The 15804-nt window shown below is 56.7% G+C and carries 13 protein-coding genes; 10 read left to right on the top strand and 3 right to left on the bottom strand.

Annotated elements, in window-relative coordinates; all coding sequences use genetic code 11:
• Positions 1 to 4 precede the first annotated feature (4 nt).
• Together ACR3EG_RS01510 and ACR3EG_RS01505 are read right to left on the bottom strand one after the other, a co-directional pair.
• Positions 5 to 1897, bottom strand: a complete 1893-nt coding sequence (locus ACR3EG_RS01510; protein ID WP_480482291.1) for a DEAD/DEAH box helicase — start codon at positions 1895 to 1897, stop codon at positions 5 to 7.
• A gap of 273 nt (positions 1898 to 2170) precedes the next feature.
• Positions 2171 to 2923, bottom strand: a complete 753-nt coding sequence (locus ACR3EG_RS01505) for a TetR/AcrR family transcriptional regulator (RefSeq protein WP_480482289.1) — start codon at positions 2921 to 2923, stop codon at positions 2171 to 2173.
• A 139-nt stretch (positions 2924 to 3062) separates the two neighbouring features.
• On the opposite strand from ACR3EG_RS01505, the gene ACR3EG_RS01500 reads away from it, so the two are divergent.
• From ACR3EG_RS01500 to ACR3EG_RS01465, 8 genes are all read left to right on the top strand, one after another.
• Positions 3063 to 4169, top strand: coding sequence for a sugar ABC transporter substrate-binding protein (locus ACR3EG_RS01500; RefSeq protein WP_170356329.1), 1107 nt, complete (start codon positions 3063 to 3065; stop codon positions 4167 to 4169).
• A gap of 88 nt (positions 4170 to 4257) precedes the next feature.
• A complete protein-coding gene (locus ACR3EG_RS01495) occupies positions 4258 to 5223 on the top strand; it encodes an ABC transporter permease (protein WP_170356330.1) in 966 nt (321 codons plus the stop codon).
• Positions 5224 to 5233: 10 nt separating this feature from the next.
• The gene (locus ACR3EG_RS01490; RefSeq protein WP_480482286.1) at positions 5234 to 6742 is read left to right on the top strand and encodes a sugar ABC transporter ATP-binding protein; all 1509 of its coding nucleotides are present in this window, start codon (positions 5234 to 5236) and stop codon (positions 6740 to 6742) included.
• Positions 6743 to 6752: 10 nt separating this feature from the next.
• Positions 6753 to 7694 (top strand): ABC transporter permease, encoded by a 942-nt coding sequence (locus ACR3EG_RS01485; protein WP_480482284.1) that lies wholly within the window; start codon positions 6753 to 6755, stop codon positions 7692 to 7694.
• A complete protein-coding gene (locus ACR3EG_RS01480; protein ID WP_480482283.1) occupies positions 7691 to 8725 on the top strand; it encodes a zinc-dependent alcohol dehydrogenase in 1035 nt (344 codons plus the stop codon). The genes ACR3EG_RS01485 and ACR3EG_RS01480 overlap by 4 nt, the downstream gene beginning before the upstream one ends.
• Positions 8726 to 8749: 24 nt before the next feature.
• Complete coding sequence (locus ACR3EG_RS01475) at positions 8750 to 9307, top strand: hypothetical protein (protein WP_480482281.1); 558 nt, start codon at positions 8750 to 8752, stop codon at positions 9305 to 9307.
• 22 nt (positions 9308 to 9329) lie between these two features.
• On the top strand, positions 9330 to 10832 hold the full coding sequence (locus tag ACR3EG_RS01470; protein WP_480482279.1) for an aldehyde dehydrogenase family protein: 1503 nt from the start codon (positions 9330 to 9332) through the stop codon (positions 10830 to 10832).
• Complete coding sequence (locus tag ACR3EG_RS01465; RefSeq protein ID WP_480482277.1) at positions 10832 to 12430, top strand: GMC family oxidoreductase; 1599 nt, start codon at positions 10832 to 10834, stop codon at positions 12428 to 12430. The genes ACR3EG_RS01470 and ACR3EG_RS01465 overlap by 1 nt, the downstream gene beginning before the upstream one ends.
• Before the next feature lie 54 nt (positions 12431 to 12484).
• On the opposite strand, the gene ACR3EG_RS01460 is transcribed toward ACR3EG_RS01465, so the two are convergent.
• Positions 12485 to 13303, bottom strand: coding sequence for an aldo/keto reductase (locus ACR3EG_RS01460; protein WP_480482275.1), 819 nt, complete (start codon positions 13301 to 13303; stop codon positions 12485 to 12487).
• Positions 13304 to 13449: 146 nt separating this feature from the next.
• On the opposite strand from ACR3EG_RS01460, the gene ACR3EG_RS01455 reads away from it, so the two are divergent.
• Together ACR3EG_RS01455 and ACR3EG_RS01450 are read left to right on the top strand one after the other, a co-directional pair.
• On the top strand, positions 13450 to 15030 hold the full coding sequence (locus tag ACR3EG_RS01455; RefSeq protein ID WP_480482273.1) for an acyl CoA:acetate/3-ketoacid CoA transferase: 1581 nt from the start codon (positions 13450 to 13452) through the stop codon (positions 15028 to 15030).
• Positions 15030 to 15794: an enoyl-CoA hydratase/isomerase family protein gene (locus tag ACR3EG_RS01450; RefSeq protein ID WP_480482271.1), complete on the top strand. Its 765-nt coding sequence runs from the start codon at positions 15030 to 15032 to the stop codon at positions 15792 to 15794. Before ACR3EG_RS01455 ends, ACR3EG_RS01450 begins: the two co-directional genes overlap by 1 nt.
• Positions 15795 to 15804 lie beyond the last annotated feature (10 nt).

Genomic DNA, 15804 nt, shown 5'->3' with positions numbered 1-15804 from the left:
AACTTTACTTGGGCCGCTTTGGCATCGCATTGCCGCCTTTTGCCGTTGCAGCGCGCGCGCGATTTTTCTTGCTGCTCGGTTTGCCCTTTGGTGGCGGCGGGCCTTTTGGGCGACGCGGAGGTTTGGCCGCCTGATCGCCAGCCTTGCCAGAGTCGCGCTTGGGTTTAGCGTCGGTTTTCGGCGTGTCAGAGGACTTTCGCTCGGGCTTCTTCCACGCCTTGGCTGGCTTAGGCTCGACACTGCGCGGGGGCTTTTTGCCGGTCTTGGCAAATCCCTTCTTGCTCTTTTCGCCGCGCTTGAGGCCGGGTTTGCCCGTTGCGTGGAAATCGGGTGCGGCGTCCAGTTGAACGATTGCCTTTGTACCCTCAATCGTCATCTCGGGACCGATGGCCTCCAGAAAACCCGCAACGCTGCTTTCGCGGATCTCGATATATGTCTCGGTCTCAGCGATGCGGATCGCTCCGACGTCCGATTTGGTAATGTTGCCCGCTTTGCAGATCATCGGCAGCAGGTATCTTGGAGACGCGTTTTCGTTGCGTCCCTCGGACAATGCAAACCAGACGCTCGGGCCGAACGGAGCGCTTGGTTTGGGTCCAGCTTCTTTGACTTCGTTTAGTTCCTCGGGCGCAGAATGTTGTCGCGCGTATTGACGGACATAAGCCGCGGCAAGTTGTTCTGGTGAAAACTTCGACAGTAATTCGTCCACGGAGTTACGTTCAGAGTCGGAGATGTCCAATTGCCAGTCATCTGAGTTGAACATTCTCTGCAGGTCTTGTGCGTTCACCTCTTCGGCAGAGGGTGCGGCGCCCCATTCAGCCGTCAGCTTGGCGAATTTGAGCAGACGCTGAGCCTTTTTAAATGAAGCCGGGGGAACGATCAGTGCGCTGACGCCTTTGCGACCCGCGCGCCCGGTCCGGCCAGAACGGTGCAGTAGGGTTTCGTGACTGTTTGGCAGTTCAGCATGGATCACCAGATCCAGGTTCGGCAGATCAATACCGCGCGCGGCAACATCTGTGGCGACACAAACACGGGCGCGTCCGTCCCGCATGGCTTGCAGGGCATTGGACCGTTCACTCTGTGTCAACTCACCTGACAGCGCGACTACGGGGAACCCGCGGTTCGACAATCTGGCGGTCAGACGGCTGACCATGGCACGCGTGTTGCAAAAGACGATTGCGTTAGGGGCTTCGTGATACCGCAGCACGTTAATGATGGCGTTTTCGCCGTCGCGTGGGGCGACGCTCATGGCTTTGTATTCGATATCGGCGTGTTGTGTACGCTCGCTGACGGTGCTGACACGCTGAGCGTCTTGCTGGTATCGTGTTGCCAGGCTAACGATGGCGCGTGGCACGGTCGCAGAGAACAAAAGGGTCTGACGGTCGGTTGGGGTCTGCTCGAGAATGAACTCAAGATCTTCACGGAACCCGAGGTCCAGCATCTCGTCGGCTTCGTCCAGAACCACGGCGCGGACGTTCGTTAGATCTATCGAGCCGCGCATGATGTGGTCCCGCAAGCGCCCCGGTGTCGCCACAACGATATGCGCGCCTCGGGACAGGGCCCGGCGTTCATCCCGCATATCCATGCCGCCAACACAGGATGTGATGTAGGCACCGGCATCCGCGTAAAGCCACCCCAGCTCTCGCTTAACCTGCATTGCAAGTTCTCGGGTCGGTGCGATGGCCAATGCCAGGGGCGTATCCGCTGTGTCAAACGCCTGCGCATCGCCCAGAATGGTTGGGGCAATCGCCAAACCGAATCCGATGGTTTTACCCGATCCGGTTTGTGCCGACACCAACATATCCCGCATCTGCAGTTCGGGCGCGGTGACGGCCTGTTGGACGGGGGTCAGAGTGTCGTATCCCTTGCGCTTCAGCGCAGTTTCGAGCGTTTGTTTCATGGTTCAGCTTTCCTGGGTGATGCTGTCACCCTCAGAGCGTCCAACACACGGATCATAATCGAAGCGCTGCTCATACCGACAGAACTTGAGGATGTATAGAGCGGAAAATGTGCGGCCCGACCGCTTGCGAACCTCGGAGCCTGTTTGCACAACAGGTGGGTTTTCGCAGTCACAGCGGGTTGGTCACTTTTCAAAGTGAGTGGCAAGAACCTGCTTCTTCAAGGCCGCACTGCAAAAGATTTAAGGCTGAAAGCCACTAGTCAAATGCGGTTCTCAATTCCCCTGTGTGTCAGCTCGGACCAATCTCAAAACAGTTTCAATGTTGAAGGCCAAACGTTCGTCCAGCGCTTTTTTTTCCATAAGATCGCGCCCGAACAGAAACGAGCCCGTATGCCGGTTTGTCAGGTAATAATAGCCGATCGCTGCGATCGTGATATTCAACTGAGCAGCGTCGATGCCGCTTCTGAATTCACCTGTAGCCTGTCCCTTGACCAGGATTTCGTCCACCATTCCAACCAGACCGCGCATGGTTTCTGGCAGGTTATCAAGCGACTTTATGTGTCGCGCGCCATGCAGGTTTTCGCTGTTAACCAGTGTAATAAATTCAGGATTATCAAGATAATACTGCCAAGTGAACCGCACCAGGGTTTCCAGTGCATCAGTCGGGGACAAATCTTCGAGGTTCAATTCCCGCTCGGCCTTTCGGATATCCAGATAGGCTTCCTCAAGTACGGTTCGAAACAGGTCTTCCTTACTGCCAAAGTAGTGGTACAGCATGCGTTTGTTGGCTTCCGCCAGTTCGGCGATTTCATCAACGCGTGCGCCACCCAGACCCCGTTTGGCGAATTCACTCTTTGCGGCCATCAGGATTCTGGACTTGGTCGCCTCGGCGTCTCTTTTCTTTTTTGTTTTCGGTATTTCGTCCACGGCTAAACCCTTCTGATGAACCTTTCTATTACTCTGATGAGCCGCAGAGGTGTAGCCACATCTGTTTTGAATGAGCGTTTGCCCTCTGTTTTCCATCATTCTTAACGCTTGACACATCATTTCGTAAAGAAGTAACTAGTTAGTGCATTAAAGGCGTGCATAGCCGCGATCAATGCCGCGCGTCCGAACCGGGTCATCAATCGCGGACCCAAGGTGCAGATCGTAATGGGAGGAAAATATGTCGTTCATCAAAAACTATATCGCGCAGGAGACGATAACCCGTCGTAACCTGTTGCTGGCATCAGCGTATGGTGTTGGCGGTGCAGCAATCTCTAGCATGTTGGGTGGAATGGCGCGTGCTGCCATCACGGACCCAACTGTTGCTTGGTCTTATCGCAATCGCACGAACCCATATTGGAATGAGATCGTGTCCGGCGGCGAGGCTTTTGTCGAAAGCCTGGGTAAACCTAAGGATTTCCTGACGCACCTGATCAACGAAGGCTCGTCTGAGAAATCGCTGGCTGATGTAAAAGCGCTTTTGTCCAAGACAAATGGCGAACTCGCGTTGGCCATTGACACCAACGATGCTCCGAATGCGCGTCCGGTTGTGGAATCCTGTGTCGAAGCAGGGGCCTATGTTTCGACCCTGTGGAACAAGACCGACGACCTGCACCCCTGGGATTTCGGCGACAACTATGTCAGCCACATGAGCTGGTCTGACGAAGGCCCGGCCGAGCAAACCGCGCGCATTCTATTGGATGCCATGGGCGGTTCCGGAGGCGTTGTTCATCTGGGCGGTATCGCCTCGAACAACCCAGCGATCGAGCGGCTGGCCGGTCTGAAGAACGCGTTGAAAGACTACCCGAATGCCGAGTTGCTGGCGGCAGAGCCCGCCGACTGGGATACGCAGAAAGCCAATCAGGTCATGAGCGCCTTCCTTACCCGGTATGGGGATGACATCAAGGGTGTTCACTGCGCCAATGACACCATTGCTTACGGCGTGCTCGAGGCCCTGCGCGCGGAAGGCATCGAAGATATGCCCATCGTATCCTATGATGGTAACCCGCAGGCGGTTGAGCTGGTGGGCGAGGGCAAGATCTTGGCCACCGTCTTCACCAACCCGCATTGGGGTGGCGGTATCACGGCGGCATTGGCGTATTACGCGGCCACGGGTCACTTCAAGCCCTCTGACGAACCAAACGAACACCGCGAATTCTATGGCCCGACCATCATGGTCCGCCCAGAAGACGCTCAAGCGTTCAAGGCCGAGTATCTGGACAGTGTCCCGACCTATGACTGGAAAGATTTCTGGTCCACGTCGAACGGTCAAATTCAATACAAATAATGTGATTGCGAGCCGGTCTCAGAGCCGGCTCGTACATTCGGGTTCGACTTGATCGACCACCACCAGTTCACTCAGTGGGAGGAAGCACGTGAGCAATGTGCTGACACGGGATGTACTGATCAAATGGGCGCCCCTGATCGTCCTTTTGGTTTTGGTCCTGTTCTTTACAGCGATGGAGCCGCGCTTTTTTTCACTGCGCAACTTTGCGCGGATCGGAATTTCTTCGGCTCCGGCGCTGATGGTCGCTATTGGCGTGACATTCATCATCATTATGGGATCGATCGACTTGTCGATGGAGGGCACAGTTTCGGTTTGTGCCGTGGTGTTTGCTTTTGCTTTCATTGCTTTGGGTGGCACTTTGGCGTCCTGGGCGTGGCTTGCCATCCCTCTGGCCTTGCTTGTCGGCGGGGCAATCGGGTTGGTGAACGGGCTTGTGCATGTCTTGCTGAAGATACCGTCGTTTATGGCGTCTCTGGCAATGGGTTTCGTCGGCACTGGTTTCGCGCTGCTGTTGACAGGGGGCGACCGCATCCGAGTGGAGGATGACCTGTTCCGTTCGCTGCTGACCGAGCGTTGGTTCGGATTTCCCATCATGTGCTATGTCGCACTTTTGTTTCTACTGATCGCTTGGTTCATCCAGTCCCGCACGACACTGGGCCGTAACTTCTATGCTGTTGGCGGGGGCGAGGAACTGGCTCATGCTTCGGGTCTAAACGTCAACCGCGTGCGGATCATGGGGTTTGCCCTGGCCGGTGTCTTTTATGCGGTTGGCGCGTTGTTGGCCGTAGGGCGGATCGGTATTGCCGAGACAGCGACAGGGTCGAATTTCATGTTCGTGTCGATCACCTCGGTTGTGGTGGGTGGTACTGCTCTGTGGGGCGGGATCGGCGGTGTCTGGAATACACTGATCGGCGTGTTGATCGTGAATGTCATAAACAACGGCATGGTTGTGATCGGGTTGCCCGGCTACGTGCAAGACGGTGTTCTGGGCATATTGGTCATCGCCGCGGTGGTTCTGTCGACCGACCGCAAATCCGTAACCTTCGTGAAATAGGGGCGGGCAGATGTATGAACTGATCAATGTCGACAAGAAATTCCCCGGCGTCCACGCTCTGAAATCCGTGGACTTCAAGATCGGGCGCGGCGAGATCGTGGGCCTCGTTGGCGAAAACGGTGCGGGCAAATCCACCCTGATGAAGGTCATCTATGGGGCATACCAACCCGACGGCGGCGACATCACCATCGACGGCACGAAAGTTCGGTTCCAGAACCCGCGTCAGGCGATGGATCACGGTATCGGCATGGTGTTTCAGGAACAATCGCTGATCACCAACCTGACCGTGATGGAGAACATCTTTCTGGGGTTCGAGCAGCAATTCGTCAGCTACGGCGTTATCAACTGGAAGGCCATGGCCGAGGCCGCGCGCAAGCAGTTGGCTAAGGTCAAACTGGACATCGATCCGGCGATGACAACGTCGAAACTATCCTTTGCGCAGCGCCAGTTGGTGGAACTGGCCAAGGTGCTCACCCTTGAAGAACGGATCGACGGCGATCTGGTCATTTTGCTGGACGAACCGACCTCAGTTTTGGCAAAGGAAGAGGTCGAGTTGTTATTCTCGCTTGTGCGTGAGCTGACAAAACGGGCGTCGTTCATCTTTGTCAGCCACCGAATGGACGAGGTTCTGGACCTGTCCGACCGTATCTATGTGATGAAAGACGGCGAGGTTGTAGACGTCGTCGCCCATGACGATGCGAATGTTGATGCGATCCAACACAAGATGGTCGGGCGCGATGTCGACAAGGAATATTACCGCGAGCAGAAGCAAAAACCTTATCAGGCTGAGGGACAGCCGCTGGTTGCCTTCCAGAACGTGACTGCAACGGGAAAGTACTCGGACATTTCATTCGATCTGCGCCCCGGCGAGGTTTTGTGTCTGGTCGGTACCGAAGGCTCGGGACGCGAGGCGATTTTGCGCACGATCTTTGGGCTCGAAACTCCATCTACCGGTGCCGTAAGCATCAAGGGCGTGCCCGTCAGCAAATTCAACGCGCAAGTCGGGGTCGCAAACGGCGTTGGTTACATCCCTCGCGAACGCAAGGTTGAAGGGATCGTCGCAGGCATGAGCGTTTATGAAAACATGACGCTCAGCCAGATGGGAAACTATGCCAATTCGGGCGTGTTGCGGATTGGTGAGGAAAAAACGCTGGCTCGCCGATGGATCGATCGTTTGGCGATCAAGACACCAGATGTCTACAAGGATTGTGGTGGGTTGTCGGGCGGCAACCAGCAAAAGGTTGTGCTGGCCAAATGGCGCTCGGCCGGGTCCGATATCATCCTGCTGGATCACCCGACGCGCGGTCTGGATATCGGCGCCAAAGAAGATGTCTATGACATGGTACGCGAGATGTCGGATGACGGCGTCGGCATCATTCTGGTCGCTGACACTCTGGAAGAGGCCATTGGTCTCAGCCACACGATTATCGTCCTGAAGGACGGTATCGCCCAGAAACGTTTCGATTGCAGCCCAGGGGACAAACCGTCGCTGTATGACCTTGTCCATCACATGATCTGAGGGCGAACACATGAGTTTTGAACGTATCAAACCGCATTTGCCCTGGATCACTCTGTTGGTTCTGGTTTTGGTCGTCGGGGCTGCAGATTCCAACTTTTTGCGCCCTTCCAACTTGATTTCGATGGCTGCAGATATCGTGCCGCTGTTCATCATGGCGCTAGGCATGACGTTCGCGATCTATATCGGCGGGATAGATTTGTCTGCGCAGTCGGTTGCCAACATGACCACAGTCGTGGCTACGATTGCCCTGCCAACCTTTGGCATTGGCGCCGCGTTGATCTGCATTCTAGCCGGTGTTGTTCTGGGCGGGGTTTCGGGCTTTGTCACTACGCGCTTGTTTGTGCCGTCCTTTATCTCGACTCTTGCGGTTGGCGGCATCGCCTTTTCCGCCGCACAATACATGTCAGGGCAGCGCGCGCTGTTCATGGACGCCACACTTCGGGATTCGACTTTTGGTTGGATGACCGGATCGCTGGCGGGCATCCCCAGCGAATTGTTCATTGCCGCCGCGTTGGTTCTGGGTGCATGGTTCCTGCAATCACGCACCACCTTTGGCCGTGCGCTCAAGGCTGTGGGGGCGGGGGAACCTGCCGCCGTAGCCTCGGGCTTGAATGTCAATCGCATCAAGATCATGGCGTTCGCTCTGTCCGGTGGACTGGCGGCGATTGCGGGCTTGCTGTTTGCAGTGAAATTGTCCGGAGGCTCTCCCACTCTGGCAAACGGGTTCCTGCTGCCTGCGATCGTCGCGGTTTTGGTGGGTGGGACACCGCTGACAGGTGGTGTGGGCGGAGTGATCAACACCCTGATTGGCACTCTGATCGTGGCTGTGATCCGGTCTTCGATGCTTTATTTTGAGGTCGACGCGACACAACAGCAGATGGTGTTTGGCCTTATTCTGATTGTGGCCATCGCACTGACCATAGACCGAACCAAGCTGAGGGTTGTGAAATGACCCCGACCATGCGAGCGGCGGTGCTGACCGAACCCGGTCGGTTCGAGGTCACTGACGTCGCACGCCCCAACCCAGGCCGGGGTGAAGTTCTGGTTCGCATCATACGGGTCGGGATTTGCGGGACCGACATCCATATCTTTAACGGCCACTACGCGGCCGACAGTCTGCCCCTGATACCCGGTCATGAATTTACGGGCACAATTGCCGAGTTGGGCGAAGGCGTAGCCGGTCCGACGGTTGGTGCGCCGGTTGTGGTCGATATGAATATCGGTTGCGGCACCTGCTATTGGTGCCGCCGGAATGAAATCCTGAACTGCCCCGAGATGCAGCAGATGGGTATCACCATGGATGGCGCCTTTGCGGAATACATCTGCGTCCCCGCGCGCCTTGTTATTCCAGCTCCGCAGGACACAGCTGCCGAAGTGTTGGCGTTGACCGAACCTTTGGCCTGTGTTGTGCGCTGTGCGCGTAAAGCCAACATCACATTTGGCCAGTCGGTCGTGGTGCTGGGCGCGGGCCCCATCGGTAACCTGCACGTACAACTCTTGCGTACGATTGGGGCGGCGCCGATCATCGTTGCGGATTTGTCCAATGCGCGTGTGAACATGGCGCTCGAGGTCGGGGCGGATGTTGGTGTCACCGATCCAGACCAACTGGAACAGGTGGTCAGAGATCATACGGATGGGCGCGGTGCTGATGTGGTGATCGAAAGCGTTGGCCTGCCTGCTCTTTATCAACAAGCTACCAAACTGGCTCGAAAAGGGGGTCATATTGCAGCCTTTGGACTGACCGGCGCAGGAGAGACCCTGCCTGTCGATATCCTGCAAACCATCCTGCAAGAGAATTCGATCAAAGGTTCTGTCGCTGGAATGGGGCAGGATATGCACGACGCACTGACCCTGTTGACCCACGGTCGGATAAAAACTGAACGCTTTACCCAAGCGATTTATCCGCTGGATCGCATCCAGGAAGCCTTCGACAGTTTCCAGGATCGTCCGACTGATCTGAAAACCCAAATAACGTTGACGTAAACGCCAGAGAGGGAGGAGCTCAGCATGACCGTCGAAGTCTATACATCCAAACCAGAAGGCATGATCCCAAACAGCCGTTTTCCCCTGCTGATCCATCGAGGAGCGATCCCAGGTGGCGGAGTGGATGCCGTCAAGGCCCGGTTCCGTGCAAATGGCTGGGGCAACAACTGGGAATACCCGGGTGTCTACGAGTACCCGCATTTCCATTCGACATCTCATGAATGTCTGGGATGTGCGCAGGGCTGGATGGAGTTTAATCTCTCTGTCGAAGGTTGGACTCGGGTCCGGATCGAGACTGGCGATGTTATCGTCATGCCTGCGGGTGTCAGTCATGAGATGGTCGGCCGATCCGACGACATCATGATGTGTGGCGGTTACGCCGGGGGCCGCGACTGGGATAATATTCAAGAGGCCTTTTTGACCCCGGAAATGTTTCAGGCGGCCGCCAAACGGATCATGATGCTGCCGATTCCGGATAAAGACCCCGCGACCGGTGAAATCCTGCACCAATGGCATGACGCGCCGTCCTCGGTGGATGGTGGGTGGAACGATTTCCGCGATGGCCTGGACGCCTCAGCCTGACCTATTTTTCGGAGCCCCGACAATGGACCAAAACGCACAGATACTTACACCGCCTTCCGAGCCCCGTGAATTTGGGTTCTTCATGGATGGCAAATGGGTTCCCGCCGGTGATCGTGACGTGTTCGAGCGGTCCTCGCCGGGTCATGGCGTGCCGGTCACGCGCATCCCGCGCTGCAGCGAGGATGATCTGAACGAGATCGTCGCATCGGCGCGCACGGCGTTCGATGATCGCCGCTGGTGCGGGTTGTCCGGGTCGGACCGCGCGGCTGTTTTATTGAAAGCGGCCGATCTGATCCGTCAGCGCACCGATGAGATCGCCTATTGGGAAACGTTGGAGAATGGAAAGCCCATCGCGCAGGCGCGGGGCGAGATTGGCGGTTGCGTTGGTATGTTCGAATTCGCTGCCGGTCTGGCGCGAGCTTTGCATGGGGAGAGTTTCAACAACAGCGGCGATGGCGCGTTGGGCATTGTCACCCGTGAGCCGGTTGGCGTTGTCGGCCTGATCACGCCTTGGAACTTCCCTTTCCTCATCCTGTGCGAGCGGGTGCCGTATATTCTGGCCTCTGGTTGCACCATTGTCGCAAAACCCTCTGAAGTGACAAGCGCAACGACTCTGCTGTTGGCCGAAATCCTGTCCGAGGCGGGCTTGCCGGATGGTGTGTTCAATGTGGTTACCGGATCAGGCAGCGTGATCGGCCAGAAGCTGGCGGAACACATGGATGTGGATATGCTGTCCTTTACCGGCTCGACCGCTGTTGGCCGCTCGGTCGTTGCGGCGGCGGGGCAGAGCAATTTCAAAAAGCTGGGGTTGGAACTTGGGGGCAAGAACCCTCAGATCGTCTTTGCCGATGCTGACCTAGAAGACGCAGCCGATGGCGTAGCTTTCGGCATCGCATTCAACACGGGCCAGTGTTGTGTATCCGGCGCGCGTTTGCTCGTTGAACGCTCGGTCGCAGACCAATTTGCAGGCATGGTCGCTGACAAACTGCGCAAGGTTCGCGTGGGCGATCCGTTGGACGAGCGCACCCAGGCGGGCGCGATCACGACAGACGCGCAGAACCGCACCATTCTGTCCTACATCGCCAAGGGTCAGGAAGAGGGCGCGACCCTGCTGATCGGGGGCGGAACGCCCGAAATCTCGGGCGGGCAATATATCGACCCGGTGGTATTCACTGATGTGACCAACGACATGGCCATAGCGCGCGAAGAGATTTTCGGCCCGGTTCTGGTTGTGATCCCGTTTGATACGATTGACGAAGCGATCTCGATTGCCAACGATACTGAATACGGTCTGGCGGCAAGTGTTTGGACCAAGAATATCGACAAGGCGCTGACCATCTCTCGCCGCGTTCAGGCCGGACGGTTCTGGGTCAACACAACTTTGGCTGGGGGGCCTGAACTGCCGATTGGCGGGTTCAAAGCATCTGGTTGGGGCCGCGAGGCCGGGATGCACGGCGTCGAGGAATACACGCAGATCAAGTCGATCCATGTCGAGATCGGCAAGCGGTCGCATTGGGTAGAGTAATGGCAAACGGATTTGACTATATCATCGTTGGTGGCGGATCAGCGGGCTGTGTTTTGGCCAATCGCCTGACCGAAGACGGCGCCGTCAGGGTGTTACTGCTTGAGGCGGGCGGAAAAGACAATCACCCGTTGATCCACATGCCTGTGGGCTTTGCCAAGATGACGGACGGGCCGCATACGTGGGGTTTTAACACCGTCCCGCAAGTCAACGCCAATAACCGCGAGATCCCCTATGCTCAGGGCCGGGTGATCGGTGGTGGAAGCTCGATCAATGCCGAGGTGTTCACGCGCGGCAACCCGGTCGACTATGACCGTTGGGCCAATGAGGAAGGGTGCGAGGGTTGGGCCTTCAAAGACATCCAGAAATACTTCATTCGCTCCGAACGCAATGCGATCCTGTCCGGAGACTGGCACGGGACCGAAGGGCTTTTGGGTGTGTCCAACATCCCGGACCCGCAAGAGATGACCCGCGCGTTTGTGCGATCGTGCCAAGAGGCGGGCATCCCGTATAACCCGGACTTCAACGGGGCGGTTCAGGAAGGGGCAGGCGTTTACCAGACGACCACCTGGAATGCGAAACGTTGCTCGGCTGCTGTAGGATATCTGAAACCGGCGATGTCGCGCGGGAACCTGACGGTCAAAACTGGGTGTCAGGTGCATCGGATTGTCATCGAAAATGGCCGGGCGACCGGGGTTGAATTCGATCAGGGCGGAAAGGTTGAAACCGCATCGGCGGGTCAGGAAGTGCTGGTCACTTCGGGCGCTATTGGAACACCCAAGCTGATGATGCTGTCAGGCGTCGGCCCCGCCGCGCATCTGCGCGAGCACGGGATCGAGGTGAAGCTAGATTTGCCCGGTGTAGGTGAGAACCTGAACGACCATTTCGGTATCGATATCGTGGCCGAACTGAACGGGCATTATAGTCTGGACAAGTACAACAAGCCTCATTGGGCGGCTTGGGCAGGAATACAGTATTACCTGTTCGGATCGGGGCCAGTGACCTCGAACGTGGTTGAGGGCGGGGCGTTTTGGTATGGCGACAACACAGCCCCCGTGCCGGATTTGCAATTTCATTTCCTTGCAGGGGCCGGTGCCGAGGCCGGAGTGCCCAGCGTGCCCAAGGGCAGCTCGGGCATCACGCTAAACTCGTATACTGTCCGTCCGAAGGCGCGCGGCACCGTACGTCTGCGGTCGAACAAGGTCGAGGATATGCCGCTGGTTGATCCCAATTTCCTGGGTCACCCGGATGATCTGAAAATCTCGGTCGAAGGGGTGAAGCACAGTGTCGAGATTTTCCGGCAGAAAAGTCTGCAAAACTACATCCGCAAAATTCACTTCCCCGGTGACACTGTGAAAACACAGGCCGAGTACGAGGCTTATGCCCGCCAATATGGCCGGACATCTTATCACCCGACATGTACCTGCAAAATGGGCGTGGATGAGATGGCCGTCGTAGACCCGCAAATGCGGGTGCGCGGGATTGACGGGCTGCGGATCTGCGACAGTTCAGCCATGCCCAGCCTGATTGGGTCTAACACGAACGCACCGACGATCATGATGGCCGAAAAAGCGGCGGACATGATCCGTGGCAATCACTGAAATCGATTTACCTCCCCGAACTGGCGGCGCCTTGAATGGGCGCCGCTTTTTTCTTTAGTCCCAATCGGGGGCCCAAGGCACCAAGTCTTCGGTGACGATCCGATAACCTGCCTGGGTCATGGCGTCGATCCGATCCATATCGACGTTGGACAAGATGAAATCCATCACGTCAAAATTGGCCTGAATGTTGGCGCGTTTTGTAGACATGGTGTTGATCGGAACACCCTTTTGCAAAATCCAACGCAATACGACCTGTCCGGCGGTTTTTCCGTAGCCTTGACCGATCTCGGCAAAAATCGGGTGCTTGAAAACCTCTCCGCGCGCCACCGAGCAATAGGACGACAAAGGGATGCCCGTTTCAGCGGCGGCTGCCAGAAGCACATCTTGGTTGAGCAGCGGGTGAAACTCGACCTGATTTGACACGATCGGTGTCTCGATGATCTTGACTGCGTCGCGCATCATCTGCGCGGTATAGTTTGAGACGCCGATGTTCTTTGCCAGACCCTTTGCATGAGCCTGTTCAAGCAATTTCAAAGATAGCGTGATATCCCCCCCTATAGGTGGCCAGTGCAACAGCAGGACGTCCACGTAATCAAGGCGAAGCTTCTTCAGGCTTTCTTCCACGGATGGCAGGAACGCGTCGTCACTGAAATTGTCCGGATGCACTTTGGTCGTGACGCACATTTCATCTCGTTTCAGGCCAATTTCGGCCAGTGCGTCACCAGTTTCCTTCTCATTTTCATACATTTGAGCGGTGTCAAAGGACCGATACCCGATCTCGGCTGCGATCGCCATCGAATCGCGAAGTTCTGCTCCGGTCAGGGGGAATGTACCGAAGGTACGCTGATAGGTGTTTTGAAAATAGATGTTCACGGTGATCCTCCCAAAGAACAAACTCAACAAGTAACTTATTAGTTACTTGAGGTTCGGTCAATTCCCTTGTTTTGGTTATTTTTGTTGCTTTTCGGTGCACCTGAAGGCATAACTTATAACCAATTAGTTACTTTCGTGAGGATCGCATGAGCAAGCAGATGACGGCACGCGAAGCGGCAAGTCTTGTACCTGATGGTGCGACGGTCGCGGTGAATTCTTCAAGTGGTTTGTGTTGTCCGGATGCAGTTCTGAAAGGCCTTGGCGAGCGCTTTGATGAAGAGGGCGCGCCTGCAAATCTGACGACCATTCATCCCATAGCTGCAGGTGACTTTTTTGGCACGAAGGGGGTAGATCATATCGCCAAACCGGGTCTGCTAAGTCGGATCATTGGCGGTTCTTACCCATCGGGGCCGAGCAATGCGGAACCGCCGCTTGTCTGGCAGATGATCACGGGCGAACAGGTGCGCGCGTATAACGTTCCGTCGGGTATTATCTTTGATATGCTGCGCGAGGCTGCCGCCAAACGTCCGGGTGTCCTGACTAAAGTTGGTATGGAAACCTTTGTTGACCCCGAGATCGAAGGCTGCGCAATGAACGCCGCTGCGCGTGCCGAGCCCATCGTGAAACGGATGGAGTTCGAAGGCGAAGATTGGCTGTATTTCAAATCAATGGCACCGAATGTGGCGATTATTCGGGCAACCACAGCCGACGAAAAAGGCAACCTGAGTTTCGAACACGAGGGGGCTTATCTGGGCGCGATGGAGATGGCCCTGGCGGCACGCAACAACGGTGGCGTGGTGATTGCTCAGGCCAAACGCATTGCGGCGGCAGGAAGTATCCGACCACATGACGTGCACGTACCCGGTATTTTGATCGACGCGATTGTCGAAGCGCCCGACCAGTTACAGACCACGGCTACGGAATACGATCCGGCAATTTCGGGCGAATTGACCCGCCCGATCTATAGCTTTCGAACGGCCGATTTCAACGTCGGGAAAGTCATAGCGCGCCGTGTGGCGAAAGAGTTGAAGGATGGTTGGGCCGTAAATATCGGGTTCGGCATCTCGGCCAACGTTCCGCGTATTCTGGTCGAAGAGGGTTTGCATGGCTCGGTCACATGGATGATCGAGCAAGGCGCCGTTGGCGGGGTTCCATTGTTGGATTTCAAATTTGGCTGTTCCGCCAATGCCGAGGCCTTCGTGCCGTCGCCACATCAGTTCTGTTATTTCCAGGCGGGCGGGTTTGATGCCTCGCTGCTGTCTTTCCTCGAGGTTGACAAACACGGCTCGGTCAACGTCTCGCGTCTGTCAGCCATTCCGCACCGGACCGCCGGAGCAGGAGGGTTCGTGGATATCACAGCGCGGGCGCGCAAGATCGTTTTTTCTGGCAACTTCAACGCAGGAGCCAAGATGGCCATTGAGGATGGTCAGCTGAAAATTCTGAAAGAGGGGAAAGTGGCCAAGTTTGTGGATGAGGTCGATCAAATCTCATTTTCAGGTAAGCGGGCACAGATGCAGGGGCAGGACGTGACATACGTGACCGAGCGCTGCGTGATCAAACTGACTGAAAAGGGCCTTATGGTGACCGAGATCGCGCCCGGGCTGGACCTGCAACGCGATATTCTGGATCAGGCGGCGACACCCTTGTTAGTTTCAGATGACCTTGTCCGGATGGACGCGGCCCTGTTTGACCCGGCCCTGATGGGGCTGCAACTCGCGGCGGGCTAATGGAGCATTTCCTTCTGGATATACGGGACGGCATCGCGCGGTTGACCCTGAACCGCCCCGAGCGCCTGAACGCCATGGATGAGGCGATGATGGATTCGCTCATGGCGCTGTGCCGTCAGATCGAACACACCCGGGACGCGCATGTTGTGATCCTGACCGGTGCAGGAAAGGCGTTTTGCGCAGGGGGCGATATCGACGCGTGGTCCAGCCAGTCGGCGGACACCTTCGGCCGCCACTGGCTCCGCGATGGGCATCAGGCGCTGGATGCCCTGACGCGGCTGCGACAGCCTGTGATTGCGGTGTTGAACGGGCATGTTTTGGGCGGTGGTCTGGAACTTGCGGCGTGCGCCGATTACCGCATTGCCGAGGATCACATTCGGATCGGACAGCCTGAACCGGCGCTGGGGATCATTCCCGGCTGGTCCGGCACTCAGCGCGCGGTTCGGCGGTTCGGTGCCCAGCTTGTCCGGCGCATGGCGCTGTTCGGTGAGCAGTTCTCGGCCCATGATGCGTTGACCGCGGGGATTGTGGATCAGGTCGTCGAAAAAGGGCAGGGCCTTGCCGCTGCGGATGAGCTGGCCAACCGGATGCGCCATCGTGGGCCGGTGGCGACAGAGCTTGTCAAAATGCTGATCAACGCCGCTGAGGGCGAGGAACGTGAGCGTGTTTTCGAAGCGCTGGCAGGTCGGATCGCTGCCGTCCAACCCGAGTTGAAAACCGGTTTGGCCGCGTTCAAGGTTCGCAAAAAACCTGATTTCTGGTAAGCATCAAATC

Source organism: Ruegeria sp. AM7 (assembly GCF_056535965.1).
The sequence above is the reverse complement of the archived record's forward strand: the minus strand, read 5'-3'. Positions and strand labels throughout refer to the sequence as shown.

What these genes read in the sequence shown, in the direction of transcription:
- ACR3EG_RS01510 (WP_480482291.1), bottom strand. Translation starts at nt 1,897, where the DNA reads ATGAAACAAACGCTCGAAACTGCGCTGAAGCGCAAGGGATACGACACT.
- ACR3EG_RS01505 (WP_480482289.1), bottom strand. Translation starts at nt 2,923, where the DNA reads ATGATGGAAAACAGAGGGCAAACGCTCATTCAAAACAGATGTGGCTAC.
- ACR3EG_RS01500 (WP_170356329.1), top strand. Translation starts at nt 3,063, where the DNA reads ATGTCGTTCATCAAAAACTATATCGCGCAGGAGACGATAACCCGTCGT.
- ACR3EG_RS01490 (WP_480482286.1), top strand. Translation starts at nt 5,234, where the DNA reads ATGTATGAACTGATCAATGTCGACAAGAAATTCCCCGGCGTCCACGCT.
- ACR3EG_RS01485 (WP_480482284.1), top strand. Translation starts at nt 6,753, where the DNA reads ATGAGTTTTGAACGTATCAAACCGCATTTGCCCTGGATCACTCTGTTG.
- ACR3EG_RS01480 (WP_480482283.1), top strand. Translation starts at nt 7,691, where the DNA reads ATGACCCCGACCATGCGAGCGGCGGTGCTGACCGAACCCGGTCGGTTC.
- ACR3EG_RS01475 (WP_480482281.1), top strand. Translation starts at nt 8,750, where the DNA reads ATGACCGTCGAAGTCTATACATCCAAACCAGAAGGCATGATCCCAAAC.
- ACR3EG_RS01470 (WP_480482279.1), top strand. Translation starts at nt 9,330, where the DNA reads ATGGACCAAAACGCACAGATACTTACACCGCCTTCCGAGCCCCGTGAA.
- ACR3EG_RS01465 (WP_480482277.1), top strand. Translation starts at nt 10,832, where the DNA reads ATGGCAAACGGATTTGACTATATCATCGTTGGTGGCGGATCAGCGGGC.
- ACR3EG_RS01455 (WP_480482273.1), top strand. Translation starts at nt 13,450, where the DNA reads ATGAGCAAGCAGATGACGGCACGCGAAGCGGCAAGTCTTGTACCTGAT.
- ACR3EG_RS01450 (WP_480482271.1), top strand. Translation starts at nt 15,030, where the DNA reads ATGGAGCATTTCCTTCTGGATATACGGGACGGCATCGCGCGGTTGACC.